The 25,892-nt window shown below is 62.4% G+C and carries 22 protein-coding genes and 1 pseudogene; 9 read left to right on the top strand and 14 right to left on the bottom strand.

What is annotated here, in order from left to right; all coding sequences use genetic code 11:
* From brxC to QZY44_RS31435, 8 genes are all read right to left on the bottom strand, one after another.
* On the bottom strand, window positions 1-1,327 hold a 1,327-nt coding region (gene brxC, locus QZY44_RS31470; protein ID WP_295456917.1), incomplete at its 3' end, for a BREX system P-loop protein BrxC.
* An 11-nt stretch (window positions 1,328-1,338) separates the two neighbouring features.
* Window positions 1,339-1,917: a BREX protein BrxB domain-containing protein gene (locus tag QZY44_RS31465; protein WP_295456916.1), complete on the bottom strand. Its 579-nt coding sequence runs from the start codon at window positions 1,915-1,917 to the stop codon at window positions 1,339-1,341.
* A complete protein-coding gene (locus QZY44_RS31460; RefSeq protein ID WP_295456914.1) occupies window positions 1,917-2,693 on the bottom strand; it encodes a BrxA family protein in 777 nt (258 codons plus the stop codon). Before QZY44_RS31460 ends, QZY44_RS31465 begins: the two co-directional genes overlap by 1 nt.
* A gap of 2 nt (window positions 2,694-2,695) precedes the next feature.
* Window positions 2,696-3,265, bottom strand: coding sequence for a BrxE family protein (locus QZY44_RS31455; RefSeq protein ID WP_295456912.1), 570 nt, complete (start codon window positions 3,263-3,265; stop codon window positions 2,696-2,698).
* Window positions 3,262-3,477, bottom strand: a complete 216-nt coding sequence (locus QZY44_RS31450; RefSeq protein ID WP_295456910.1) for a helix-turn-helix domain-containing protein — start codon at window positions 3,475-3,477, stop codon at window positions 3,262-3,264. The genes QZY44_RS31455 and QZY44_RS31450 overlap by 4 nt, the downstream gene beginning before the upstream one ends.
* Window positions 3,478-3,911: 434 nt before the next feature.
* Complete coding sequence (locus tag QZY44_RS31445) at window positions 3,912-5,372, bottom strand: replication initiation protein (RefSeq protein ID WP_295456908.1); 1,461 nt, start codon at window positions 5,370-5,372, stop codon at window positions 3,912-3,914.
* Window positions 5,369-5,587 carry a hypothetical protein gene (locus QZY44_RS31440; protein ID WP_295456906.1) on the bottom strand — a complete coding sequence of 73 codons (219 nt, stop codon included), beginning with the start codon at window positions 5,585-5,587 and terminating at the stop codon, window positions 5,369-5,371. The genes QZY44_RS31445 and QZY44_RS31440 overlap by 4 nt, the downstream gene beginning before the upstream one ends.
* Window positions 5,588-5,590: 3 nt before the next feature.
* On the bottom strand, window positions 5,591-5,845 hold the full coding sequence (locus QZY44_RS31435; RefSeq protein ID WP_295456904.1) for a helix-turn-helix transcriptional regulator: 255 nt from the start codon (window positions 5,843-5,845) through the stop codon (window positions 5,591-5,593).
* A gap of 155 nt (window positions 5,846-6,000) precedes the next feature.
* Between QZY44_RS31435 and QZY44_RS31430 the strand changes: the two genes are divergently transcribed.
* The 4 genes and pseudogenes from QZY44_RS31430 to QZY44_RS31415 form a co-directional block, all read left to right on the top strand.
* Complete coding sequence (locus tag QZY44_RS31430; RefSeq protein ID WP_295456902.1) at window positions 6,001-6,444, top strand: helix-turn-helix transcriptional regulator; 444 nt, start codon at window positions 6,001-6,003, stop codon at window positions 6,442-6,444.
* A 1,039-nt stretch (window positions 6,445-7,483) separates the two neighbouring features.
* Window positions 7,484-7,660, top strand: a complete 177-nt coding sequence (locus QZY44_RS31425; protein WP_295456900.1) for a CsbD family protein — start codon at window positions 7,484-7,486, stop codon at window positions 7,658-7,660.
* A gap of 157 nt (window positions 7,661-7,817) precedes the next feature.
* On the top strand, window positions 7,818-7,994 hold the full coding sequence (locus tag QZY44_RS31420) for a CsbD family protein (RefSeq protein WP_295456898.1): 177 nt from the start codon (window positions 7,818-7,820) through the stop codon (window positions 7,992-7,994).
* A 199-nt stretch (window positions 7,995-8,193) separates the two neighbouring features.
* Window positions 8,194-8,463: pseudogene (locus tag QZY44_RS31415) on the top strand (NAD(P)H-dependent oxidoreductase); the annotation flags it as partial.
* Window positions 8,464-8,950: 487 nt separating this feature from the next.
* Here the strand turns inward: QZY44_RS31415 and QZY44_RS31410 are convergent.
* Genes QZY44_RS31410 through QZY44_RS31400 form a run of 3 tightly spaced genes read right to left on the bottom strand, consistent with a single transcriptional unit; the run spans window position 8,951 to window position 12,879 of the window.
* Complete coding sequence (locus tag QZY44_RS31410) at window positions 8,951-11,935, bottom strand: CHAT domain-containing tetratricopeptide repeat protein (protein ID WP_295456896.1); 2,985 nt, start codon at window positions 11,933-11,935, stop codon at window positions 8,951-8,953.
* A complete protein-coding gene (locus QZY44_RS31405; RefSeq protein ID WP_295456894.1) occupies window positions 11,896-12,504 on the bottom strand; it encodes a hypothetical protein in 609 nt (202 codons plus the stop codon). Before QZY44_RS31405 ends, QZY44_RS31410 begins: the two co-directional genes overlap by 40 nt.
* Window positions 12,505-12,531: 27 nt before the next feature.
* On the bottom strand, window positions 12,532-12,879 hold the full coding sequence (locus tag QZY44_RS31400; protein ID WP_295456892.1) for a hypothetical protein: 348 nt from the start codon (window positions 12,877-12,879) through the stop codon (window positions 12,532-12,534).
* Window positions 12,880-13,517: 638 nt separating this feature from the next.
* Here QZY44_RS31400 and QZY44_RS31395 point away from each other — a divergent pair.
* Window positions 13,518-13,862: an integration host factor subunit alpha gene (locus QZY44_RS31395; RefSeq protein WP_295456890.1), complete on the top strand. Its 345-nt coding sequence runs from the start codon at window positions 13,518-13,520 to the stop codon at window positions 13,860-13,862.
* Window positions 13,863-14,191: 329 nt separating this feature from the next.
* Here the strand turns inward: QZY44_RS31395 and QZY44_RS31390 are convergent, their stop codons facing one another.
* Window positions 14,192-14,719: a lasso peptide biosynthesis B2 protein gene (locus tag QZY44_RS31390; RefSeq protein WP_295456888.1), complete on the bottom strand. Its 528-nt coding sequence runs from the start codon at window positions 14,717-14,719 to the stop codon at window positions 14,192-14,194.
* 130 nt (window positions 14,720-14,849) lie between these two features.
* On the opposite strand from QZY44_RS31390, the gene QZY44_RS31385 reads away from it, so the two are divergent.
* The 3 genes from QZY44_RS31385 to QZY44_RS31375 all read left to right on the top strand — a co-directional run bounded on the left by QZY44_RS31385 (window position 14,850) and on the right by QZY44_RS31375 (window position 20,544).
* On the top strand, window positions 14,850-16,604 hold the full coding sequence (locus tag QZY44_RS31385; RefSeq protein ID WP_295456886.1) for an ABC transporter ATP-binding protein: 1,755 nt from the start codon (window positions 14,850-14,852) through the stop codon (window positions 16,602-16,604).
* A 30-nt stretch (window positions 16,605-16,634) separates the two neighbouring features.
* Complete coding sequence (locus tag QZY44_RS31380; RefSeq protein ID WP_295456884.1) at window positions 16,635-18,506, top strand: glycosyltransferase; 1,872 nt, start codon at window positions 16,635-16,637, stop codon at window positions 18,504-18,506.
* Window positions 18,507-18,915: 409 nt separating this feature from the next.
* On the top strand, window positions 18,916-20,544 hold the full coding sequence (locus QZY44_RS31375) for a VCBS repeat-containing protein (protein WP_295456882.1): 1,629 nt from the start codon (window positions 18,916-18,918) through the stop codon (window positions 20,542-20,544).
* 66 nt (window positions 20,545-20,610) lie between these two features.
* Here the strand turns inward: QZY44_RS31375 and QZY44_RS31370 are convergent, their stop codons facing one another.
* Window positions 20,611-21,054 carry a hypothetical protein gene (locus tag QZY44_RS31370; RefSeq protein ID WP_295456880.1) on the bottom strand — a complete coding sequence of 148 codons (444 nt, stop codon included), beginning with the start codon at window positions 21,052-21,054 and terminating at the stop codon, window positions 20,611-20,613.
* A 421-nt stretch (window positions 21,055-21,475) separates the two neighbouring features.
* Between QZY44_RS31370 and QZY44_RS31365 the strand changes: the two genes are divergently transcribed.
* Entirely contained in the window at window positions 21,476-23,218 is a 1,743-nt protein-coding gene (locus tag QZY44_RS31365) for a VCBS repeat-containing protein (RefSeq protein ID WP_295456878.1), read from the top strand.
* 644 nt (window positions 23,219-23,862) lie between these two features.
* On the opposite strand, the gene QZY44_RS31360 is transcribed toward QZY44_RS31365, so the two are convergent.
* Complete coding sequence (locus QZY44_RS31360) at window positions 23,863-25,773, bottom strand: asparagine synthase-related protein (RefSeq protein WP_295456876.1); 1,911 nt, start codon at window positions 25,771-25,773, stop codon at window positions 23,863-23,865.
* Window positions 25,774-25,892: the final 119 nt, after the last annotated feature.

The following is a 25,892-nucleotide window of genomic DNA, read 5'->3' as shown; positions in this document are numbered from 1 at the left end:
TGGCCAGGTCCACGTCCGGGTGGATGAGCAATTGCTGGGCGAGCTTCATGATGGTGCGATTGGCGCCACCGACGTGCTTGCTCGCCCCGCCCTGGGTCCGCAGACCGGAGACGATCTGGATGATGAGGTCGATCTGGTAGGGGAGCAGCGGGTAGAGGTCGATGAAGGCGTCGGCCGTCAGTTCCGGCAGCGTGATGTCCGCGGTGAGGCGGGTGTTGTCGGTCAGCCGGCCGCGGTGTTCGGTGAAGCGCTCCCGCAGGGTCTTTTCGGCCTCGGCGTTCTTCGCGAGTACGCGCTTGCTGGTGACCTCCGAGATGTCTGAAGGCTCCAGGTGGACCTGAAGCTCGGACGGGAAGCGGTCCATGAGACGGGCGAGTTCGACGCGGCGATCGTCCAGGCCGCCCACCAGTTCGGTGAGCTTTTCCTGGGAGGTGACGAGTATCCATAGCTTGCCGCGCCCGACCCGCCCGAAGCTTTGCACGACCGCCTGGAGATCGAGCATCTTCTGAACGTCGCGGGCGACGAACTGGCCCACCTCGTCGATGACGAACAGGAGGTTCTTGCCGGGCCGCCGGCGGGACATCAGTTCCAGGCAGCGGGCCGCCAGGTCGCCGGGGGTGATGTCGGCGCGCTTCATGGCCGATTCGCGCCAACTGTCGGCCGTCGTGTAGGTAGCCGAGTCCATGACGTGCATGACGCGGCTCGCGTGTTGGACGGCGGTGGCGATCTTGCCCTTCTCGTAGTCCCAGTCCTTGTCGAAGACCTCGCGGTAGTTGGCTTTGAAGCCGTCGAGGCGGCCTTCTTCTTCCAGGGTGATCTCCAACTCGGACAGATCCAGGTCCCGTGCATAGCCCAGGCTCTGCAAGAAGAGCCGGTACATGATCTCGGTGATGCTCTGATTGCCGGTGCGGATGCCACGGTCCGTGGAGACATCGAAGATCACGGCCTCGGTGGGGATTTGCTCGGCGATGTTGGTCAGCAGGACCTGGGCCTTGGTGTCCTTGCAGCGCTGGGCGAGCAAGTCCCCGGCACCCTGTCCGAGGATGTCGCGGTTGGCCAGCGCAAGACCGAGGTATTTGGCGAAGCCGGACTTGCCCGAGCCAAAGAACCCCGAGGTCCAGATGGCGATCCCTTCGTTGGGCTTCTGCCAGGTGGTCAGGTAGTGGTCGAAGATCTTCAGAAAATGCGCGCGGATCGAGTCGGTGACAATGTATTCGGCCAGTTCGTCGCGGATGATCGTCTCGTCGGCTTGATCGACCTTGATGACCTCCTCAATACGACGGTCGATGTCGTTGGCGAACAGGTCCTTGATGTTCTCGACGGTCATAACGCGGGTCCTCAGAAAATCTTGGGCCGGTAGTTGTGCTCGGCGTCCAACACACCCATGAACCGCAGACCCGCGGCGCCGTCCAACTCGCCCGGGTAGAACAGGACGGCGGGCACATGGACCTTGCCCTTGAGCTGTTCCAGCAGCGCTGAGGTGCGGTACATGGGAAAGAGCGCGCCGGCGCGCACGATGAACACCAGGTCGCGCAGGGGGTCGGCGTCACTGGGGATGCGGCGGGCGACCAGTTCGTCCAGGGGTTGGTACTCGCTCAGGATCTGGAAGATGGTGTCGACCGTGACCGCCAGACCCACCGATTTTTCGGCGTCGATGAGTGCCGCGGGCCCCATGCCTTCCGCTTCCAGGGCGGCTGCGAGGCATTCCGCCAGCGAGATGACCGTGACCCGTTTGCCCAACTGTTCCAGTCGCGTACGCAACAGGGAGACCTGCCGGCGGACGCCAAACTCCTCCTCCGGCGGATAACGGAAGATGGCATAGGGCATGTCGTGGTAGGCGCTGAGCTGCTGCCGGGGGTCAGGCTGCTTCAGCACCGGTTCGAGTTGCTGGGTCAGGCGCTCCGTCCAGTCGGGCATCAGCCGATCTCTCTCACGTACTCAGCCGCGGATGCCGCGGGCAGTTTGATTTGGGCGAGGCTGCCGGCGACCTCGTAGTGCAACTTGCGGAACTGGTGCAGCCGCAGGAGTTCGCGCTCCACGTCGGCGGCATCCATCAGGTACATACGCCAGTCCTCGGCATCAATGATACGCCGGGCGTTCGCCTCGCGGTCCGTCATGGCGTGCAGCAGGTACATAAAGCTCTGTTCCGGTAGGTGGTAGGAGGCAAACTCCCGTGACTGTGTGCCCGTGAGGAGCCCGAAGTCGACGGCGAGCCGCAACAAGCCTGACGCCACGCGCTCGGTCGTGGCCTCGCTCCAGTTGACTGACCACTCGATGCCTTTCCTCTTGCTCAGGCTATGCAGGTACGGGAGCACATCTTCGGCGCGCAGACGGTAGGCACCGGCGCTGAACTGGGGATAGAGCCAGCTGACGAGGAAATCGCGGACGAGCAACTCGTCGCGGGTCAGGTGGTAGAGGAGCAGCGGTTTCCAGACCTCCCGGTCACACCCCGATTTGGCAAGCTCCACGAGCGGGCGGTCGCGACCCGCAGGATCGAAGCGACGGCTGACTGCCCAGGACACATTTTGCGCCCAATTGGCACTCTTGGCACCGATCGTGTTTTCCTGGCGAGCGCGCTTGAGATTTTCGGTTTTCGAGACCGCATAGTCCCAGCCGCGGAACACAGCATAGGTCTCATCGATCAGTGAGCCTTTGATGGCCAGGCAGGAAGAAACCTTGAGTCGAGCCCCCATGCTCAGTCCTCGAGCCGCGCATAGGGAATCGCCGGGTTACCGCGCTCGCCTCTGGCGAAGCCGGCCGCCAGTAGCGTGATGACTTCGTCGCTCGGCCGGCAGGTTCCGGACAAGGGGACCGACCTACCCTCGGCCGACCGGCGCAGCTTGGCAACCGTGTCGAGGTGGCTTTGATCGACGAGACTAAACTCGACGAGTTCCGCAAGAAGGTCTTTCCCGCCCGCTGCCGCCAGCGTCTCGAAGAAGGCGCCCCACCGCTCGCCCTGGTCCAACCAGGCCTGCCAGTGCTCTTCAAACTGATCTTCAACCTCCGCGGGCAGATGCCAGAGCGTCATGCACCCCGGCGGATCAAAGAGTTCCTGGCAACGGCTGCGCGCGACTGCGAAGGCGATCCGGGCTTGCGCAAAATAGTGAGTCGATGGGAAGCCGCGCTTGAGCGCTAGCGCGCCATGGCGGCCGAGGATGCCCTTGGTGTTCCACCAGCCGGCCGCGTCCATTTCCCCGTGGCGAGCGACCGCCAGCCGGAGTTTGAGCAGTCGCTCGAAATCGATGTGGAATGAGGGCGGCGTCACGTACGATCCTCCCCTCTGGACTCCTCGGACGCCTGGTCGACGGCACCACCTGAACGTACCCAGTCGTCAACCTCTGAGAGTTTGAACTTCCAGAGCCGGCCGATCTTGTGCGCGGGCAGCCCCTTGAGGTCGATCCACCGGTACACGGAGTCCTTCGCGACGCCGAGGTGGTTCGAGACATCTTCGACGGAGGCCCAGGGTTCAGTCGGCATTGGATACGCGTCTCTTCGTGGTCTACGATCAGGTCGCAGGACAGGCAAGCCGTCGCGGCCAGCAATTTTCTACCGCAGACTCAACCTTACCACTACACACAAAGTCAGGCAATTGCACTGTTATCCGATGCTAAGCGAACCAAAGTCGGCCAGGATCGGTTAAACGCGACTTTTCAACGGTGGAAGGCCATCCGGGGGGGCTTTGGACGACCAGAACCATGCAAGGCTAAACTGGACTTACCATACACTTTTGCGGGCGTCGCACGAGCGATCCGGGCCGGCAATCGATCGGACTGTTGCGCAGCAGTCACCTCGCTGGAATCGCCGCCAAGCCAAGGGCTGAGCCCAGCGGGCCACCGAACGGGAATCTCCAACTCGGGATGAGCGCGACGCTCCCTTGCTCTCCCGGCCCGCCTGGAACGGTCCCAGGAGACTTATCGGGCCGCGCTGGGGGCTGTTACTCCGATGGACCCCAGATAGGCTTGCAGTTCGGCCAGGACAGCGCGACTCTCCAACCCATGGGAGCGATAGGCCGCTCGGATGATGGTCCGCTGCGGATCGCCCAGGTAGACCACGAACGCCGCCAGCGTCGTTTGCCGGTCTTCGGCGGACAGACGATCCAGATACTGAACACACCATACGTTATTGCGGTCCCGCGGCGTTTTCGGAGGTCTTGCGGGGGTGGGGGCATTGACCGGTTCGGCCTTTTCGGGGAGATTAACCATGGTGCGCGCCACCCCGACCCATTTCTCGGCTATCGCCTTGTATGCCACCGCAGCCTTACTCCGGACTGGTCGGCCTTGCGCTTTCAAATCCGCAAGCCAATTATCCGCCGCTACCAGTGCAGAGAGAATCGTTGCGGCGCTGTGCTTTCGCATCAGGTCCAGCGCTCGCGGTTCCGGAACCGCATATTCTGCCAACCGCAATCGTACTGCCAGATTGTCATTCGGCGAGTTTTGATCTTCGACTTCCTGTTGCCTCACCGCCATGACGGCTGTTGGATGATCGCCGTCGTTCACAGCGTCGGCCGGACCACTCGCCCTCAGTCGGTCCGCATCCATGATCACGTTAGCGCCATCATCAATACTGACCTTCCGCGCTACTGCGAATCGGACACCGACAACCTCACCCTTGTCTTTCCGTTGCACCTCCATTGCTATTTCGATATCAGACGTTTCATTGATACTTGACACCGCTGGCTTGATTATCTTTTCCGACATCCTTCTGAAATCTTGATAATATTTATTCTTGCTTAGCCCCATGATCGCCATCAAGGACGCGATCGACGTCCATGGCGTACTCTTATCTTCCAGGTAATATCTGGTGTGCTCATACAATGCTAAAGCATGAATCGACCGGAACGCCAGTTGTCGCTTAAGCGCGATTTCCGCCACTCTGGCGTTGTTCTGAACGCGTACCTGGAATTCCGGAGTAAAGCTGTAATCGACAATATCGTCCGCCCGATTGATCCGAACCCAGGAAACGATGGTCATGCCTTCCCACTCGTCTACCCCGCCGTCTTCTCCTAGCACATCCCATTCAACCAGAATCTGCATCATCGCCTTGATGTCAGGTATTATCGTGCGAAGATTGCGAGAAGCGCGACTATCGCCGGTCATGGCCCAGGCCAGGGCGTTAAGACTGACCTGGTGACGGGTGCGCTGCGGCATATGCGGTAGCGCCATATACAGCAATAGATTGAGTGCGCGGCGCTGCGATAATTTGATGTTGCCTGACATATGGATAGCGGTCGCGCATTTTCGCACGATCCCGTCGCGGGGTACGATCTTGGTTTCATCCGCTATCCTGTCACCCACAAGATCGCGATCCGCGTCTACCCAGTCGCGCTCATCGGCGGGTTCTGACGTCGGCGCCCCTCGACACTGAACGGTCATGGCAGCGCGTCCTCGGCCGCTCGCCCCGCAGCCAAGACCGGGGCACAACCGGCCGCACCGGCCCCCTGAAGCAGGTCGTCCTGACCGACCTGCTCGAACTCGTTGGAGACCTTTTTCGGCGCCGTCGGAGCGCGCGGCACAGGCAGGTCCGACCACCGTAGCCGCAACGGCTCCGTGAGCCCAACCTTCACGCCAGTGGCGAGCCCTGTATCCACGCCCTACCCCGCCCCGCCCTTGCCCGTGGGCACCACCAGCAGCCGCGCCGGCGCAACGCCGAAAGCACGAGCCAGGTCCAACAGCCGCTCCAACGAGGGACACCGCTCCCCCCGCTCAATCGCGGAGATATAGCCCTGGCGCAAGCCGGTTTTCTGTCCGAGCGTCACCTGGCTCCACCCGAGGGCCTGGCGGACTTCGCGAACATTGGCGCCGACAATCGCACCCGCGCCCTGGTCACTGGGGGTCTCGGAGATCATCCGCTACTCCACTTAATGATACTTGGCCCGCGCGGGTTGCCTGACACCTTGATATACTGGATACTGACAAAGATTTTCAGAGATATATCGAGGCGCGCTTTGTCTTTGTTGCTCCACACGTTCCCGCAAGAACCGTTTTCGTTCATGCTACGCATATGAACGAGAGCAACGTTGTGGTGTTGAACGGTGCCCGGCTGAAGCGGGCACGCAAAGCCGCGGGCTTGAACCAGACTGAACTGGCCAACCGTTGCGGGGTAGTCCAATCCCACATCAGCGGCATGGAACGCGGGGTGCGAGCGCCGTCGATCGAGATGCTCGACACCTTGACGCACGAGCTGGGTGTCAGCGCCCATTGGCTGATGGGCGGCGAAAGCGAGGAAACACTGGCGAACACGGAGATCAGCCGTGAACACATCATGGCGGATCGGAAGACGTCGGTCGGTCTCGCGAGCCTGGCCGGCGACGAGTTTCTTTGTGAACGCCTGAGCATCCGCTCCATCGAGTGGCGGGCGTTGCGCTCGTTGCAGCCGCCGAACGGGCTGACTAGGGAGGGGTATTTGGTGGTACTACTGGCGTTGCGCGGACACAGGGCCACGTGAAACTGACGTGAAACCGTACCGACACAATCAGGCGGTTGCTGGCATGTAGAGACGCGCTCGGGCTGGGGGCGACGGCGCGATACATTGATTGTTATGCACTTTATCTCTACGCGCTGTCTTCGGGAGGCAGAAGTCGCAGGTTCGAATCCTGTCACCCCGACCAAATTCCTGATTGTCCTGATTGCGTACGGTAGGTTACGGACAGACATTCGTTGAGATTCATGGACGAATGACCGCACGTGAAACCGTTCGATCCCGCACGATCAAGCACCGCGACGGACTTGGCTAAATCGCTTAGGATGAAGATGGGCATAGCCCCGAGGCGTGGTCGCCACATCGGCGTGGCGCAACAGATCTGAAACCCGCTCAATCCCGACACTGGCCTGCACCATCCATGGCGTTCTGGTCGGAGTCCAACCGCAGCGAACACCTGGCGAAGTTGCAGGCCGCCTTGCGCGCCGCCGACCTAGCCTGGTCGGAGGAACCAGTCTACTCGCGCTAAAACCCGCCGTTCACACCGTGGTTCATGCGGCGCAACGAGATCTGGCTGCACCTGACCGACACGCACGGATCGGCCCCGCCCGGACAAGCAGCGCCTTGGGCCGCCCGCTACCCCAGGCCGGCCCGTATGTCCATTTCGAGCAGTCATCACTAGGGGCTCCCGCCCAACCGGACCGCAGCCGCCCGCGCCTTCGCTAGTCTTGATGAAACCGCTGCAACGCGCTTGAACAGGGCGCCTGTCGCCTCTGACGACCTTGTCCGCTGCCATCGTCTTCGCCGCCACCACCGGCGCCGCGCTGGCGGCGCCGGAAAGCTACAACGTCGACGCCACCCATACCTTCTAGCGCTTCTCGTACACCCACTTAGGCCTGTCGACATAGCTCAGCCGTTTCGACAAGACCACTGGGTCGGTGTGCGGTACCGCACTGAGCGTGTTCGCTCTTCTGTGTAGGGTATCGCTGTAGCGAGGGAAACACGCTTTCCACGCTCGGGTCATGACCAGAGTGGTCACGGCTCAATACGCCAATAGGAGATTCCCATGAACAAAGCACAAGTCCAAGGCCGCGTCGAGGAAGTGAAGGGCAAGATCAAAGAAGTCGCCGGCCATGTCGTCGGCAATAAAGACCTGGAAGAGCAAGGCAATACCCAGAAGAGCGCCGGCAAGGTTCTGGCGGACATCGGCGACTATGCCGCGGATGTCAAGCGTCACCACTAGGACGGCACCGACTGGACTCGGCAACCGAGCCCAGTCGGCCCAGCTGCCAGTAACGGGGTATGGATGCGCCATCACGCGGTCATTGCCGGCATGTTGGCGACCAACTCCCGGGTCACGGTCACACTGGCCATGATCTGCTACCTACCAGGAGACTCACATGAACAAAGATCAAGTCAAAGGCCGTTACGAAGAAGCGAAGGGCAAGATCAAGGAAGTCGCCGGCCACGCGGTCGGCAATAAGGAAGTGGAGATCAAGGGCAATGCCCAAAAGAACACCGGCAGGATTCAGGCCGCCGTCGGTGATCTCAAGGAGGACCTTAAGAAGAGCGCGTGAAGCGGTAGCCGCTTAGCCTTGCAGCCGTCCGCCCCCCACGGACGGGGCAAGGCAGCAGGTCGCCGATGATTGCACTTGATGGCGGCGCGGCAAGTCCCCCTACCCCGCTGCGCAGCCGATTTGACTGCTTGTGATATTTTGCTCCCCGCCGTGCTGATATCAACACGGTTTACCTACTGCCGTTAGCAATGAACATGCCTCGCGCCCTTATGGTCAAAGTGCCTGGGCGGGTAAACCCGCCGGCATCTTGGGCGTCTCGGTCGGCGTTATCGGTACGGCCTTGGCACAACAGCACTTACGCAACATTCTCGCGTGCCTCGACGTACCGACCCTGGGCCAACCGGAGGTCTTCCTCCAGGTCAAGGCAGGATTATTTGACGAGGCCGGCAACATCGCGACCGACAGCAGGACGTTCATGCAGGCATGGATAGACCGCTATGTCGCGTGGGTCAAAAGGCTCGCAGTCTGATCATCGCGCCATGAGATCATTGCCAGACGACACGCAACGCCACCGCGCGAAGCGCATCGGCCGGCTGCGCGCCGCCGTGCTCGGCGCCAACGATGGCATCGTCTCCACTTCAAGCGGCGTTGGCGTCCGCTGCCAGCTTCGCGGTCGGTGCGGCGCAACCGCCGGCGGTGACGGCGCAGGTCCGTCATGCCCCCTCCTCACACTGGGGCGTCCACGAGCGGCCGCAACCGACCGCCATCTTAGCCCCGATGGCGCAACGCATCGACGGCAACGCCTGTGAGCAGGGGCTCGAACAGTATTGCGAAGAGGGCTTAACCTACAGGTACAACGGCGTCGACCGGCACGACCACCGGCCCACCTATGGCGGGTATTCCGACAAGATCATCGTCTCGGACAGGTTCCTACTGAAGGTACCCGCCAGTCTTGACCTGGCAGATGCCGCGCCGCTGCTGGCACCATCACGGCCGCGGATAACGCAATTTTCACATCATCGTGTAATTGACGCCGAGGCACGATCCACCTTATCGCCAAGCGGGACGACCACGGCATCGCCCACCACGACGTACGGAGCCCAATAGGCAGGATGCTTCATATACCCAGGTCCGCTAAGCAATGCGTGAAGCATCGCGCCCTGAAGTAATGCAGCGACGCCCGCATTTTTCTTCGTAATTGCAAGGCGCATCGTCTCCACCCCAACGCTCGTCGCTGTGTCATCTTCAACAGGCCAAAGCGAAACAATGAGGGATCTTGCTCCCGCGAAGAAGAAAGCGCTGGCAAGACCAGTCAGCGCCTCCGAACCTGGCAGGCCATCACTTCCCGCGGTGTTACAAGCATTCAGCAACACCAGATTTGCATCAAGTCGTATTGAGGCGATATCAGTTGCCGTAAGGTAATCAGGCCGATTCGCGCCAGCCTCTGCAGTCATGAGCAGCGCTGGCTCTGATATCTCCAGGATTTCAGATGCGAGGTAGCCATGAGTAGCAAATATCAGGACTTTGAAATTCTCAATTCCTGCGTGCCTTAGAAACGACTTGGTCGCCTGCGGTCCCACTAGAATCCTCGCACGACTCGGGCCAACCAAAGTGCGGATTTGCTCGAGTTCTCCAGCCGCTACCGAACCGGACTTTTCTGACACGGTCGGTTGCGGTAGCAGTGAAGCAACATACGCCCCGCGCACGGGAGACATAGGCACTGGCCCTGTTGGACTGCCTACTCCGAGAATGTCTTTGCGAGCAAGCGAACCACGCTGAATTCGAAGCTTCACCAGCGTTGCCGGCGATGGGAGGTAGGCAATCTCATACTTTCGGAACAGCCAGTCCACCTGATCGTAGTCGGGAACAGTCAGTGTTGGACTTGGCACTTTCCGAACAAGGACACCAAATGGCAGACCCTCCCATACCCCATCGGCAACAAAGATCAAGCGCTTGACATCGCTCAGTTCGTCGAGGATTCCGGAAAGAGCCTCTTGATAGAGTCCCAAGGCCCTATCCAGCGGAAAGCCCCTCCCTTCTGGCTGCTGCTCGTGGCCAATCGGTGCCAGCTCACGAAGCAATGCTTCAACATCACTTCGAACTGATGCACGCCCTCGTTGCACAACCCCCAAGACCTGCCGGCCCCGCATGGTGCCAAGGACATATCCCCGCTCAGCGCTGAACGCAAACTGTATCAGCATCTCGCCTTCCAGTAATCCGGTCTCGACATTCTCCAGAGTCTGGGGTTTTCCCAGTCCCGTGGTGTCACTGTCTCCCGATGCTGCGAGCTCTGCGCTAAGCTGTTTGAGCAAAGCCTGTTGTGCTTCGAGTTCAGCCGTCAGTTTACCCCGTGCGTCGGACAAGCCAGCGCCTGCCCCCTCGCCAGCGCTCAGTTTCGCGTAACCAGCTCGAATGTTTACAATATTGCGTCCTGCCGCCAAGTAGCGATCGACTAACGCTTTCTTGCCTGGGTCAATCTGATCATGCCTTATGCTTGCAGCGGCAATCGCAGACTCTACGGCTGGACGGCGCATGGACTGAAAAGCTGCAAAAAGAATTTCGTCGCGTTGCCTTTTGTTCAGCAGCGCGGGATGTTCGACGAGAACATCGATCAGTTCAAGCGGAATTCCTTCGCGCGACTGCATCAGTTCGACCGTCCGCCCGCCTGGCAACAGCGCTGCTTCTTCATTTGCTGCGGTCACTAGCGACAATGCAGACATCAGCCCCGCCAGGCATTCCGCATTCTTCCCCTGCCGCCGATCAATACGGGCGAGGTCATACCGCAACGCTGCCACTTGTTCACTATCTTTCCCGAACGCAAAGACGGCACCAGCCATCGCAGCGTTGATGAACCTGCGCGCCTCATCAAGCTTTCCCTCTTCGATATAGACATGAGCGAGCATACCCATGGAGCGGGCTGCGACTCCACTCCTGTTCACAGAACCGAAGAGCGACTCGGCAGCGGGATTGTTGAAGACGTTCGGCAAAGGCTCTGGTGGATCGAAAGGGAAGCCTATATCGGCTTTCGCCACCATTCTCGCAAGAGCCAAGTAACTGCGGGCCTGCTCATATTGCCCTTGGCGCACGAGGTACCGAAAGCCGGCGAGAGCCTCGACGGGGTAAAGCAATTTGTCATTATACTGCCTCAGCAATTGAGCGAGGCGCTGTAGCAGATCAAAACCCTGATCATCTTTACCCACTGACTGTGAAAGCTCCCATCTCGTTCGCAGGACCAAGAGATAAAGTTCAATCGCCGCATCCACACGTGCATTAGCGAAGATCCGCTCAGTAACATCGTTCATTTCGTTAAGCGCCGCCTTCTCATTGGCGTGCAGCACATCAATCTGTCGTTCAATCTCGGGGCTATTCAATAAATCCTCCCGGGCAATCAATTGCTCACGCTCCCGACCCAAACCATCCAAATAATCCTTAATAGTCAACTGCTTATCACTGTAGGCTTTGTGCAATTCTCGCCTGCGCTGAGGATTCAATAGTTCTTGAGGAACTCTAGGCACTAGTTCATTGTCAAGAATCCCTTGAAGTTGCGCCAGCACCTTGTCCGCAAGTACGAGAAATCCTCTCGCCCGGTAGAGGCGAGAAAGCATGAAAAGATTCCTCACATGCGTGAGCTTTTCTTCCCCCTGTAGCTGCGCAGAAGCAGCAACCAGAGCTAAGATAATGGCTTCTGCTTCGTCGAAACGTCCAGCCGTGACAGCGGTAGAAGCGAGACACTGAAGTGCAAACTTGCGAGCCTCTTCCATACTGCTACCTTTCAGGATCGCTGTGCAAATACGATTGGCATCGAGGTCGCGGCCGGAAAGTAGGTAACGCGCGGCAAAGGTTGTCATGCTCAGCACTCGCACGCCACCGATATTCTCTCCTGGCTCTACTCTCTTTCCAAACAATTCAATTTCGTCCTGCTCTGGTGTCGAGGCGACGAATTTTAGTGTTTCTCCTGCAACTAGAGTCCCAACGAAGCCGAATTGAACACGTAGAACCACGCGGACCGGCGAGAGGAGATCTGCAGTGAATATTGTTCACCGCTCCGCAACACTGCCGCGTCATCGAGTAGCGTGCCATCCGCTTTGACCAGCTTGACGGTGACCTCCTGTGGAATAAGTCTTGGTTCCAGGGTACTCGCAATGCGTGCCCGCAAGAACTTGTGTACCTCATCGTCTGCCGACGTAGGTTTGACAATAGATGAATGATCTCTATCGAAGGCTGCTGGTGTTTCATCGCACCCCGACTCCGCGCTCGACCTTGGAACTATCTTAAGGAACGCGGTGGAAAGCGTTTCATACGCACAAAAAGCACGAGGAAATGGATTATCAACGGACCGATGTCGTAGCAAGTCTCGCCAATCGTTATCCAAGACTTGTAGGAAAGCATTAAAATCTGAAGGACGCATATCACCGAACTGAGGATTCGAGCTGACCCAGTTTGCGATTGCCGCCACATCGGAGCCGTGTGCCGGAGTGGAGAAGAAAATGACCGCCTTAACCTGTCTTAGCTGCTTCGAATCGTCTCCCTCCAAGACTTTCAGCATTCTCTTGGTGACCAGCCCGCCCATGCTATGGGCCACAAAAACCACGTTTTCTTAGTTCTTAAACACCCCTTCGTCGCGAATGGACCTGAGCGTTCGGACAGCGATTTCCTCGATATTTGATGCCTCTCGAAGCGGCTCAGAACGATAGCCTACCGACAGCACGTCAGCGCGAATCATCTGCGGGTCGTTGAGAACGATGTCAGGCCAACCCTCAATGCCTGATGGACTTTTCCAGGTCTCCTTAGAACCTCCTAGCACTCCATGCATGAAGATGACTGCTGTATCAGCAGGCGCGCCCTGCTGTTTCAGCCAGAAGGAAGACGATGTAGTCCGCTCTGCCGGTTGGCAACCAGCTAACGTCACGAGCATCAGCAACATCGCTACGACAATCTGTTTCATGGCAGCAATCCTATCGCGATAAGACGTTCTTAGGTACGTGCGCAGTGCAAGCCGAGCAGGGCAAATGGGGGATATCAGGGACAGCTAGCGGATATCCAAGACGCGTGAGAAACCGACCGGTTCTTACCGGAACGCGTCCGTGAGCGGCCGCTCGCCGGGATCGGTCGATCGACCGGAATGGGCGGCAGATGTCTTCAGCCGCGGCAGCATCTGTGGCTTGGCGGCCCCGGACCTCCCGGAACCGTCCACGCTGGGTGTTGGCTTGATGAGCGTCCGGGCGATTTCCGGTCCCCCGCAACGTCCGCACGTCGCCATCGGTTCCCGGTCGAGCGATGGATCGGCTCAGACCCGCCTGCGTCGGAGTCCGGCGGCCCCTGTAAGGCGGGACGTGGGGATTTCGTTGGAATCGACGAAGGCCGCCAGTGCCTGCGCACTTGACCTGGCGCGCCCAGTCGGTCGGGACCAAGGCGGCGAAGTCGGCAGCGGGCGGGGCCTCGCGGCCGGGGGCCGCTGATAAGTCCCGATTGCTTTTTTGAGACCTATTATCATACACTTGTTGGCCAAGCAGCGGCTTGGATCGCGGGACCTGTGGGCCTCGCCTTGAGTCTATTTCTGCCGACGATGATGGGAGTGAGAGGATGGCCTTGACCAAAGCCGACTTGGCAGAGCACCTGTGCGAGGAACTGGGGCTCAACAAACGCGAGGCCAAAGACCTCGTCGATCGCTTTTTCGAGGAGATCCGCAGGACCCTGGAGCGTGGCGAAGAGGTCAAGCTGTCCGGATTCGGGAACTTCGAGTTGCGCGAGAAGAAAGAGCGCCCGGGGCGCAATCCAAAGACCGGCGTGGAGGTCCAGATCACCGCCCGCCGGGTGGTGACCTTCCGGCCGGGGCAGAAGCTCAAGGCGCGGATGGATGCCTTGGGTGGGCATGCGCCGCCCGGTGCCGACGGGGTTGCGCCCAGCGAAGGCCCCGCTGTCACCTGAAAGCACGATGCTTCAGCGGGCTCCGGTCAACAACGCGGAGCGCATGGGCCAAGGCGTGCCCACCGCGGCGGACGGTCGAGAGTGGCCGGAGCCGAGGCACTGACGTCGGCACACTGGGCGGAACAGGGTCGGCGTCAGGGCGCCGACTCCGAGCGCAGCGGGGGGAACCGGGCGCGTCCAGCAGGACGATCAGGCGCCGCCTTCGGGATGCAGCACAGTCGCAGGTGCAAATCCTGTCACCCCGAGCACATTCCCGCATCGAATGAACCGGTTAAGGCCGGTTTTTTGTGTCCCGCCGACGCCAGGCCAAGCCCCGCGAAGAAATATGGTTAAAGCGTTTTCCCCACCTCGGTGCATTGGCCGCGCGCAATCCCCTTGGACACGAACGTCCCCACCACCGTGTATTGACCGAAGCCGTACCCCCCAGCGACAGCGGCGGCACCGGTGCAGACCCAGGCGTGGGCCGCCATACCGGCCGCGTCGTCTTTTCGCACCCCCAGATAGAGCGCGTAAGGCAGGCGCCGCAGCCCGAGCAACACCCGTGCGACCATGGCCTGCGCCAGACATTTCGATTCCCAGGGGGTATAGCAGGCGGCGATGCGGATCGCCCGGCCGATATGCCAGGCCTGGGTGATCTGCCGCCCAGTGGCCAGCGGTATGACGGCAACATTCTCCAGGCGCTGCCCCAGCCGGGGCGCAATATAGCGAAACGGCACGCTCAGCAAGGCCAGGCGCGCCAGACCAAGCAGCGGATAGGCCACCAAAAACCAGCCTTTCTCGGACCATGGCATGCGCTGCCAGGCGCCCGCCTTGCGCCGCACCATGGTCATGAACCTGCAATACCGATCGCTCGCCACTGCGCCTGCTCCTTAAGCCAATCTTGCCTGACGCCCATCTTAACCGCGCAGCATAGCATGCAGTGTCGGCCTGACTTGCCATCGTGGAGTGCTTTCGTTACCGTACCAGGTTTTTGATGATCCTATCCTTATGAGTCAACCGGCAGGCCTGCGCCCCTTCCTGACCGAGTTCTGGCGCTTCGATCGCCGGGCGGCGCTGCTCACCCTGGGCCTGAACCTGGCCGGCGCCGTCCTGGAAGGACTGGGGCTCATGCTGTTGCTACCCCTGCTGACCTTGGCCGGCGTCTTCGGCGGCACGGCGGGCCCCGCCCTGTCGCTCCCCCTGCCCGCCGGCTTGACGCAGACGCTGGACGGACTCGCGCCGACCTACAAACTCTTGCTGATGTTGGGGCTCTTCGTCAGCCTGATTGCCCTGCAAGCGGTGGTTGGCCTGCTGCGGGAGCGGCACTCGCAACGCCTGCAACTGCGTTTCGTCGACCATCTGCGCGACACGCTGTTTGGCGCCCTGGCTGGGGCGCGCTGGCGTTTTCTCGCCCAGCACCACAGCAGCGAGTTCCTGAACGTGTTGACCACCGACGTCGCCCGGGTCGGCAATGGCACGCTGCACCTGTTGCTGTTACTCACCCAGTTGGCGCTGTTGCCGGTCTATCTGGTCGTGGCCTTCCAACTGTCGCCGCCGGTCACCGGACTGGCCCTGCTCACCGGGGCGGCCTTGTGGTGGGTGCTGCGCCGATCCCGCGATATGGCCAAGCAGAGCGGCACGGTGCTCAGCCGGGCCAACCAGGCACTGTTCAGCGAGATCCAAGAGTTTCTGGGCGCGCTGAAGCTGATCAAGATCCATGGCGAGGAAAACGGTTACCAGCGCCAATTCGCCCAGGTCACCACCCATCTTCGCGAACACCAGTTGGCCTTCAATGAGGTGCGCACCCGCTCGCAGCTGGCGTTCCGGATCGGCGGGTCGCTGGCGCTGGCCGCACTCACCTATGCCGCACTGGTCTGGGTCCAGTTGCCGGCCGCCAACCTGCTGGTGCTGATCGCCATCTTCTCGCGCACGTTGCCGCAGGTGTCCGGCATCCACATGGGACTGCAACAACTCTGGCACATGGCACCCGCGTTCGCCAGCTGGCAAGCGTGGGTGACGCGACTGCGCGCGCATCGCGATGAGTCGGCGAACGCCGTCGGCAGCGTCACCCTGACCGCCGGGCTGCACTTGAGCCAGATCGTCTACCGACACCCAAATGGCAGCCAGGCCATTGAAATACCTGATCTGCTCATCCCAGCCCGCCGCACCACGGCGATCATCGGGCAGACCGGTTCGGGTAAGACCACCCTACTGGATTTGCTCAGCGGGCTGAACGAACCCCAATCCGGCAGCATTCTGATCGACGGTAAGCCCCTGAGGGCGGATGCCGCCTGGCGGCGGCGCCTCGCCTATGTGCCACAGGACTGCGCCATCCTCGACGGGACCATTCGGGCCAATCTGACCTGGGGCGCGCTGGATGCCGATGACGCCCGGCTGTTGGCCGCCCTGGAGCTGGCCGCCGCCGCCCACTTCGTGCAGGGCCTGCCGCACGGCCTGGATACCTGGGTGGGCGAGCGCGGCGTGCGGCTCTCCGGCGGCGAAAAGCAGCGCCTGGCCTTGGCCCGGGCGCTCTTGCGCGAACCCGAACTGCTGATCCTGGACGAGGCCACCAGCGCGTTGGACCGAGCACATCAGCAGATCGTCATCGAGGCCCTGCGTCGCTTGCATGGCCGCATGACGGTGCTCATCGTCACCCACCGCGACGAGGAGATCCGCCACCTGCTCGACGGGGTGGTCCGCGTGGTGGCCGGCCGGGTGGGTGCCTGGGAACCGCTCGGCCGCCATGCCACCACTCATCTGTAATGACCCCTGCGGCGGAAACACGCAAGTACCATGCTCATCGTTCAATTATGTGACTTTGGCGTCGATGGCGACGCGCAATACCGGATGCATGCCCCGAGCCGGGCACTCGGCGCAATACCGGGAGTGACCGCGATCGACGCCCATTTTGCCCACCCGCGCGTGGCCGAATGGATCGAAACCGCCGACGTGGTGGTCATCCAGTTCTTCAATGACTGGGACCTGGTATCGCTGTGCGAACAGCGGCGCCGGGCGGGCAAGATCACGGTGTTCGAGGCCAACGACTATTTCTTCGACCTGCAGACTTGGAGCCCGATCGGCGCGGCCTGGAGCGACCAGACGGTGTCCGAACTCTACGCCCGACTCCTGGTGATCGCCGACGGCGTGCAGACCAGCTCCGCGGCCCTGGCGGACCGGTGGCGGCACCGCGGTGCCCGCCAGGTCGCGGTCTTTGCCAACCAACTGGTTGAGGTGGCACCCCTGCCCGCGCCGCCCAAGCGCCCCTTTACGCTCGGCTGGGCCGGATCGCCCGGCCATTTCGCGGACTGGTTCGCGGTGGCGCCGGTGCTGTCCACCTGGCTGGCCGGGCACCCGGACGCCCGCCTGGCGGTGATGACCAATACCACGGCAAAGGCCTTCTTCGAGCTGCCCGCGGAGCGCTATCAGTTCCAAGACTTCGGTTCACTCACCGACTATCTGACCTTTCTCACCGGGCTCGACGTGGGGCTCGCCCCGCTCTTGCCCACCGAGTACAACCGCTGCCGCTCGGATGTGAAATTTCTGGAATATGCCTCGCAGGGGGTGGTAGGCATCTATGCCGACCTGGACCCCTATCGCGGCGTGGTGCGGCCCGGCGAGACGGGCCTGCTCTACCGCACCCCCGACGAGCTCGTGGCCGGGCTCGATCGGCTCTATCAGGACCACGCCTACCGGGCGCAACTGCGGGCCCAAGCCTATGACTATGTCAGCCGGCAGCGGCGGCTGACCGATCATATCGGCGAGCGGCTGGCGTGGTATCGCGCGTTGGGCGCATCCGAGCGCGGCGGTGAGAACGGTTATTTCGCGGTGACCCTGTCGCCCAGCCAAAATGCCGCGCGCGCGGCGCTCGCCGATCCCGCCGTCGAACCCGCCGCCAAGCGCCAACAGTTGGAGGCGGAACTGGCGCGCGAACCCCGGCACCTGGAGTTTCTGCTGGCCACCGGGCGACTGTGCAACGACCTGAGACAACCGCAGGCGGCGCACGCTCACCTGACGCAGGCACTGCAACTCATGCCCGCCAGCGCCCAGGCACGCAGCGAACTCGCCCGCGCACAGTTGCTGGGGGGCGATCCGGCCCTGGCCCGGCGCACCTTGAGCGACACCCTGAGCACCACGCCCGACTATCTGCCCGGCTGGCAGTACCTGCTGCGCCTGGACGCCGTCACCCACCACGCCGAACGCAGCGCCAATGCGCGCCAGGCCATCGTGCGGTTCCCGCACTGCTACCCGCTGGTCCTCATGGCCATCGAGGGACTCCCCCCGGCGCCGGCCGCACTGGAACTCACCGCCCTGCTCGCCCGCATGGGTGCGACCCTGAGTATGCTGCAGCGCCCGCCGGCCCTGACCGCGGTGCGCAACGCCGTGGAACGCCTGCTCAAACAGGCACCCCTGGCAGGACCGACCGCCGCCGCCCTGCTGGCGCAGGCCAGCGTGCTCTTCCCGGAGTCGGCGCGGCTGGCCGGCTGGCACGGCGAGGTGCTGTACCGGTTGGGCGAGGCGGAGCAGGCGATCGGGCAGTTCGCCCGCGCGGCCGCCTTACGGGTGGCGGCGCGGGTGGAGCGTGACGAGTTTGCGGCCGAGGCGGCGTTGCCGCGGACCTGGCTCTTCGCCCATGACATCGCCGCCCAGCGCGAGCGCAACCCCTGACACCACGGCGTCACTGGCGAGCGACCGCTGGGCAAGCGCGCCGACGCTCCGGCCGTCAGCAATGGCCAATTGGGAGGGGTGCGAGTTGGCTGCGGTGGCAAGGGTACGAGCGAACAGCCCAATGTGTACGTCGAAGTATTACAAGAAAACCATTAAAAATTATCTTTCGCAGGACAAATGACTACAGCGACGCGGGGTCGGGGAGGTCGCCGCGCAACTCTGGTATTGCGGTGGAACCACAACGGCGGTTGCCTTTTTTTTCCGCTGCGCTATACTCAAAGGAGACGTATAACCCCAGCCAGGAGTAATGCCATGTCCAAGAAAACCATTCGCCCCCCGCATCAGTGGACGCGCCGCAACACGGTCGCAACCCTCCTGGCTGGGGGGGGCACTGCTCGGCGTCCCGGTCGTGGCGACGGCGACCGGCGCGACGGTGAGTTATGTTCAGAAGTCGGGGGGGGGCCTTGCCGTCACCGGGGCTCCCAGATCGGCCAGCCTTGGCCAGCTAAACCCCTTCACCGACAACTTTCTTGACCTGGTATTACCCAACAGCGGGACGAGCATCGTGACCGTTCGGTATGGCGGTGGAAATGGGACGTTCTCGGCAACACCAATCCCATTCATCCTCAACGGCAACGTCGGCGCCAATCCTTACTATGCGGCGATCGGCCAGGTCAACACCACGGGCACCGGTAACGACACCTATTTCGACATCGTCACGGCCAACCATGGCAGCCATAACATCAGCGTCTTGCTGGCCAATGGCAACAACGGCGACTTCAATACCGCGGTCGAGTACGACGCGGGCGCCGGCACGTTTCCGACGTCGGTCGCCTTGGGCGATTTCAATCGGGATGGCCAGACCGACATCGTCACGGCCAACTCGAGCAGCAATTCCGTCAGCGTGTTTCTTGGCGTTCTCAATGGCAACGGCACCTTCCCCGCGACCGGGACCCTACTGTTGACGAACGGGAACGCGCAATGGGTGGCCGTGTCCGACGTCAATGTCGATGGCAACCCTGACATCGTGGTCGCCAACGGGGTCACCAAGAATGTCGCCGTCCTGCTGGGCAACGGCTGCGGCGACTTCGCGGCGGCGGTGAACTACTCGACCGGCACCTCAACGCCCACGTCGATTGCGACGGCAGACTTCAATCTGGACGGATTCCCGGACATCGTGGTTTCCGACGCGACCGCGAACAGCAAGTCGGTCTTCATCTTCCTGAATAACGGGAACGGCGTCGGCGGTAAGGGCACCTTTGACACGGTGGGAAAGTTTCAATTTTCGTTCCCCAACCTATCCACTACGTCAGTGGTCGCTGGCGATATCAACAACGACGGCATTCCAGACATCGTCGCTGGCCAGAGCACCGGCGGCACACAGCCCCTGCTCGGTACGGGTGACGGCATCAATTTCAACATAGCCTCGCCCTCGACGGGGACAGCCTCCGACACCTACGCAGCCGTGGGCGACCTCGACAACGACTACAAACCGGATGTCGTCAGCGTGGGCCCCACCCTCGTAAACCCCGGGATCAATATCTCGTCCCTGTACGTGTCGTTCCTCGGCAACCTCATGTATATCAACCCCCCGTCACGCTCGACCGATAACAACTTCGGCTCCCCCACCTGGGGCGATACGACCCGGTATGTGATTCAATACAACTACTCGCCCAGCACCCCCCCTAACAACACCCCTTATCTACCATTCTGGGGGCAGTGGGCCGCGCGGTGGCCGGTCACACGCACCGCGCCCTATGACCACCTGATTGCCGATATGAAGGTCGCCCAAACGATCGCGGGTTGCCAAAATGGCGCGGCCGGCTCGCCCCCGGGCTATGGCGGTAGCGTCATAGCCTCCATTAGCCCGGCCCCAGCACTCCCGGCGGGTTCAACCGTCTGTTCGCGCCCCGCCCCCCTCCTTGAGCAGACAACCGGCGTAACGTACGACTATCGCATTTGGGCCATTGGCAAAGGCGGCACCAACAACGCTGCCTGGAGTGCGAGTGTGGCAACGCCCTTCACCCAGCAGCCGTAACCTCAACCCCATCGGCGCGAAGCGCGGCGGGACGGACCCCGCCGCCTGATCGAATCGGGTCGCCCCCTAGGGCCGGGTAACGCTCAGGTTCGGGCTGGCAGCAGACCATTGGTCGCCGACCTTGGCATAGACCCGGTAGATGAAGGTTTGACCCTTGGCATGTTCGCCCAGGCCCTCTGGGCGGTTACATTCAGCGCCCGGGCCCTGCGACTCGCAACCGGCCTTGGTTTGGGCGGCGGCCAGATCGATGGCGGGCACGCTGGCCGGCCACCGCCTGGCCCAGACACCCCAGCGCTCGCCGGCGGCCAGCCGCGCCTGCGTCGTGTACTGGATCGCGTAATGAGTCACCGTGGCACCCTTGGGCGGTACCAGGTGCAGACTGTCACCACTGAAGCTCAGGTCCGACGGCGGACCGAAGGCCGGGACATCGGCGTAAGCGGTGATGGAACCAGCCAGCAGGGCCACGGCGGCATAGCGGCTGACAAGCGAGGCACGGACGCTGAAGGTCATGATCGGGTTTACTCTCAAATGGCTATGGACGGCGCAGAGCATGGTACAGGACACCCCGCATTTCAAGCCCGGATTGGTCGACGGCGACGCCAACACGGAGCGACGGATTTCGCGGCACGGCGGTCCAGAAGGCCAGCCGACCAGGGGCACTTCGACGGGGGCACACCGTCCGGCGGCTGGTGCTGAACTCGCCGGCTCATTGAATCAATTGGCGGCGCCCCAACGGTTAGTCCAGGTGCGCCGCCCGGGGCTGCGACCGGGGCGTGTCAGACACGATGTTCAGAGACGCAAGACACCGTTGCGGACGGCCGCAGGAAACCGGTCGGCCTCATTGACCTGCTTAAGGCCCGCCGCGAAGGACTGGGCTTGGACGCTTCAATCACGCAAGAGAGAAACCCAAACCCCCAGCCGGGAGACTATCATGCCCAAGAAAGCGCTTCGCACCCCCGCTGCCTGGCAGCGCCGAAAGACGCTCACGACCCTCCTGGCCGGAGGCACCATACTCGCAATCCCGGCCTTGGTGATGGCGGCGCAAACCGTTGGCCCGAACCCTAAGTTCACTGGCCCCGTAAGCCCCCTAGGCCCCCCAATCACCGATTTCACGATCACACCGACACCCAACACGCTCGCCCTCGGTCTCATTGACAGCGATACGTTCGCAGACTTGGTGCTCCCCAACAGCACCGGGAATTCAGTGACCATTAAGCTGGGTAATGGCAATGGGACCTTCCAGGCCGAGGCCAGTTACACGACCGGCCTGATGCCCAACCAGGCGGTCATCGGCAGCCTCAATAACACGCCGGTCAGCGGCGGCACCGCCGACGGCTTCAACGACATCGTCACGGTCAACGCAGGGTCCGGCGCCGATAGCGTGTCCGTCTTGCTGGCCAATGGGAACGGCGGCGACTTCCCCACCCATGTCGAATACAGCACCGGCATCAACACGACCCCAACCTCGGTCGCCCTCGGCGATCTGAATGAAGATGGCGTGCTCGACATCGTCACGGCCAATTCGACCGCCAAGACCGTCAGCGTCTTTCTCGGCGTGCTCAATGGCAATGGGACCTTCCCGGCCAACGGCACCCAACTGGACACGGCCCCGGCCTCCGCCGCCACCAACCCGCGCTGGGTGGTGCTGGCCGACGTGAACAACGACAACCACCTCGACATCATCACCGCCAACTATGGCAACTCGACGGTGGGTGTCCTCCTGGGGACTGGCCTGGGTACGTTCGCGGCGGCGGCGAGCTACCCGCTCGGCGGCCAGGCCCCGGCATCGGTGGCGGTAGCGGATTTCAATGGCGACGGCTACCAGGATATCGTCACTGTCGACCCCAACCTCGGCAAGGCCTCGGTGCTGAAGAATAACGGCGCGTCCCCCGGTCCTGCCGGCAGCTTCGGCACGGCCGCGCTGGTTCCTGTCAACTTCGGTGCACCCAGTGCCGTGCTAGCCGCGGATGTCAACGACGATGGCATTCAGGACATCGTGCTGACCGACGCCGCGCTGAATCGCGTCTACATGTTGATCGGCAATTTGAGCGGCGGGTTTACCTCGGCGGGTGGTAGGATGGTCAATTTTGTGCAGGGGTCAGGCGCGGCTTACTCCAGTCTGTACGACATTAACAACGACGACAAACTGGACCTGATCACCGTCAATCCCACCGCCGGACCGCCGGCGACGGTCTCGGTGCGGATCAACACCTCAGACCTGGCCGTGAACTTCGTCGGCAACACCATGTATATCTCGCCCCCCGCACGCTCGACCGATAGCAACTTCGGCAGCCCGACCTGGGGCAACACCATCAGGTATGTGATTCACTACAACCGGCCGGCCCCGAACACCACACCGTACTGGGGCATGTGGGCCCAGCGGTGGCCGGTCACACGCACCGCACCGTTTGACCATCTGGTGGTTGATATGGCGGTGGCCCAAACCAAGGCGGGTTGCGAATCACTCGCGAGCGCGACGCCCCCGGGCTATGGTGGTACCGTCGTCGCCGCCACCACACCAGCCCTCCCCGGCGGTCCAACCGTCTGTTCGCGCCCCGCCCCGCTCAATGAACAGACCAGCGGCACCAGCTACAATTATCGCATCTACGCCCTTGGTGACCTGACCGCCGGCTGGAGTGCGGCGAGTGCAGTGACGACCTTCGCGCGGCCGTAACCTAAACCCGAATCGGCCTGCAGCGCGGCGGGAAGGGACCGGGACCCCGCCGTCTGATCGAACGGGGTCGCCGCCTGGGGCCGGGTGACGCTCACACCCGGGCTGGCAGCGGCGACACCAACACGGATTTGACTTAAAGACAGATGCCAGACGCCCCAAAAGCGTCTATCATTAGCCACGCTGGATTGATCGCTGGACTATTTTCCCGGAGGCACCCATGACCCACACAGACGAATCCCTTACCACCGGCAGTTTCTCACCCAAACAGCCATCAGCGATGTGCAACGGGCACGTGGCGGTTGAGACTGCCGGCCGCAAGCCTTACCAGGCACCTGTCTGCCAACGCCTTTCCCTGCCACAAGGTACAGAATTCAGGCCGATCGGCGTTTGGTCCGACGGGGGTAGTCCGTCTCTAGTGATGTCCTGAGCGCGCTGCGCCATTCAACCGGGCGGCGTCCCAGCGGTTAGTCCACTTGCTCCCCCGTGGCCGATCAACGGCCGCGAGGGGCGTTGTCGCCCATCGGCACATCCGCGATGCGTCGGTGGCCGTCTGGCGGCGCCTGGTGAATGCGGCTCGCTCCGAATGCCGGATGCCAGGTTGACCTGCACTTCGCGGTGGCTGGGTTGCGCCGGCGCCAGCCGACTCAAAACCGCTCAAGAAACAGCCCCACTCCCAGGCCACGCAACAGGATAGACGTCACCGCACCGGTGGTTTCAGGGCTCACGTCACGTTCCAGCCGGTGATAAATGTCGCGCATTTTGGGAATATCCAGCCACTCGCCGGCCAACGGATGTCTCTCCAAGCGAGTGAGCGCATCCTTTATGAGCGCGCCGTCTTGTTTTGCACGGTGGCCGATATCGGCCGCCTGGAGGCCCCGGCGCACGCCCTGCAGCACGGGCTCCGGCAGGTCGCCGGCCAGGCCGCGGCTGATCAGGGCACGTTGACGCCCATGGGACCAAAAGACCCAGTCCGGTATCCGCCAGCAAAATTCAATCAGTCTGCGGTCCCGCGTCGGGTCGCGGACATCCAATTGATGGGCGGCACCATTGTTCATCCACGTGGCCCCCAACGCGGCCGAATTGGCGATACCCAAGCGAAACCGCATGCGGTCCTGAGCGCCGACGGAAAAATCGGGAGAGTGGCCAACGGCGCGCATGCGGCGCGACAGTTGGACGCGCTGCGCCAGCGCCGGGTGGATCGCCGAGTAACCGCCCCAGGCGTCAGGACCAAGACCGCGCAGCACCAGGAGCGTCCGCCTTGCGGAGTCCAGGATAGGCTGCAAGAGCTGCCGCTTGATCAAGCGGGCGGGGCCTACCGGGGTATGGCGAAACGCGGCCACCAGCACACCCCAGCGACCGACCAGCAGGTCGGGCAGCAAATCCCCGGTGCCGGTCCATGAGACAGTGGCATTACCGCCCTGACCGGTCAGCAATACCCGGGCGCCACGTTGCTGCGCCTGACGCAAGATTTCCAGCATCCAATAGTAGTTAGCCGCCGTATTCTGCGGCTGATCGTGGATCTCAAGCAGCCGCTCCAAGGACGCCATCAGACTGACGCGCGCCGCGCTGACCGGGATGAAATCGATATTGCCGATGTGCTCGGCAACCGCCCGTGCCAGCGGACCCTCATCGCCCAGGCGGGTCGCCTTAGCGCCATCAGGCGCGAAACAGGGGACCGACGTATAGGCCAGCAGCCGTTCGCCGCCGGCGGCCAAGGCGGGCGCGGCGAAGGCCGCCACCGAGCTGGAATCCAGCCCCGAACTCAGCATCACGGCCACTGGCCGGTGGTCCTTTCGCAAGCGGTCGTTCACCACCCGGCGGTAGAGGTCGCGAAAGGCGCCGAGATACTCCTCGGCGGGAGCGGATTCAAACTGGCTCAATGCGTGCGGATGCCACCAGCGGTAGGCCCCGCTGCCGGCGGCCCCGGCGCGCAGGGCGTGCCCGCCCGCCAGGCGCCGAATCCCGACATAGGCGGTCGAGTCCGCCTCGCCCGGGTCAACAAAACTCGTCAGCAACCGCGCGATGTGATAGGCATCGGGCTGCCGCGGGACGCCAGGATGGGCCAGCACGGCCTTGAGGCTGGTGGAAAACACCAGCCGCCGGGGATCGCGCCAAAAGTACACACAGGTATTACCCGCCGCATCGCGCCCGATCCACAGGCAGCGGCGGCGCCGGTCCCAAATGGCGCAGACCCAGTCGCCCAGCAAGTGCTCGGCGCACCCCTCGCCCCACCGCCGCCAGGCCAGGGCTACCAGTCGGCTGTCGGGAAGCACGCGGCAGTCGGCGCACTCAAGCCCCAGTTCGCGGGCCAGGGCCTCGCGTGCATCCAGGCGAATATGACCCGCCAGCACCAGGTCCGGCTCGATCAGGGGCTGCTGATCGTGGGCATCCTCGAGCGTGACCCGCAGCAAGCGGGCCCCCAGCGCCAAGGGCCCATCCTGCCACTGGCCGGCGCCATCCGGCCCCCAGTCAGCCATCGCCCGGTCCATCGCCGCCATGGCCTCGCGGGTGGGGGCCGCGTTCGTGAGCGAGAGTTCGCCATACAGGCCAGACATACACGATGATCCATGATGAATGAGAATCGAAACCGTTGATCGCAGCCGCCGGTGTGCGGCCCGGTCAGGGCCATCACGCCTCGAGATAACCAAACCGCCGCATGGTCTCGGCGTGGTCG

The sequence above is a fragment of the uncultured Thiodictyon sp. genome (assembly GCA_903837595.1).
Lineage (GTDB): Bacteria > Pseudomonadota > Gammaproteobacteria > Chromatiales > Chromatiaceae > Thiodictyon.
The sequence above is the reverse complement of the archived record's forward strand: the minus strand, read 5'-3'. Positions and strand labels throughout refer to the sequence as shown.

Coding starts and splice junctions, on each gene's coding strand:
- QZY44_RS31465 (WP_295456916.1), bottom strand. CDS start 1,917: ATGCCCGACTGGACGGAGCGCCTGACCCAGCAACTCGAACCGGTGCTG.
- QZY44_RS31385 (WP_295456886.1), top strand. CDS start 14,850: ATGAGTCAACCGGCAGGCCTGCGCCCCTTCCTGACCGAGTTCTGGCGC.
- QZY44_RS31360 (WP_295456876.1), bottom strand. CDS start 25,773: ATGTCTGGCCTGTATGGCGAACTCTCGCTCACGAACGCGGCCCCCACC.
- QZY44_RS31395 (WP_295456890.1), top strand. CDS start 13,518: ATGGCCTTGACCAAAGCCGACTTGGCAGAGCACCTGTGCGAGGAACTG.
- QZY44_RS31420 (WP_295456898.1), top strand. CDS start 7,818: ATGAACAAAGATCAAGTCAAAGGCCGTTACGAAGAAGCGAAGGGCAAG.
- QZY44_RS31405 (WP_295456894.1), bottom strand. CDS start 12,504: ATGGGCGGGCTGGTCACCAAGAGAATGCTGAAAGTCTTGGAGGGAGAC.
- QZY44_RS31425 (WP_295456900.1), top strand. CDS start 7,484: ATGAACAAAGCACAAGTCCAAGGCCGCGTCGAGGAAGTGAAGGGCAAG.
- QZY44_RS31400 (WP_295456892.1), bottom strand. CDS start 12,879: ATGAAACAGATTGTCGTAGCGATGTTGCTGATGCTCGTGACGTTAGCT.
- QZY44_RS31460 (WP_295456914.1), bottom strand. CDS start 2,693: ATGGGGGCTCGACTCAAGGTTTCTTCCTGCCTGGCCATCAAAGGCTCA.
- QZY44_RS31365 (WP_295456878.1), top strand. CDS start 21,476: ATGCCCAAGAAAGCGCTTCGCACCCCCGCTGCCTGGCAGCGCCGAAAG.
- QZY44_RS31430 (WP_295456902.1), top strand. CDS start 6,001: ATGAACGAGAGCAACGTTGTGGTGTTGAACGGTGCCCGGCTGAAGCGG.
- QZY44_RS31380 (WP_295456884.1), top strand. CDS start 16,635: ATGCTCATCGTTCAATTATGTGACTTTGGCGTCGATGGCGACGCGCAA.
- QZY44_RS31445 (WP_295456908.1), bottom strand. CDS start 5,372: ATGACCGTTCAGTGTCGAGGGGCGCCGACGTCAGAACCCGCCGATGAG.
- QZY44_RS31435 (WP_295456904.1), bottom strand. CDS start 5,845: ATGATCTCCGAGACCCCCAGTGACCAGGGCGCGGGTGCGATTGTCGGC.
- QZY44_RS31450 (WP_295456910.1), bottom strand. CDS start 3,477: ATGCCGACTGAACCCTGGGCCTCCGTCGAAGATGTCTCGAACCACCTC.
- QZY44_RS31370 (WP_295456880.1), bottom strand. CDS start 21,054: ATGACCTTCAGCGTCCGTGCCTCGCTTGTCAGCCGCTATGCCGCCGTG.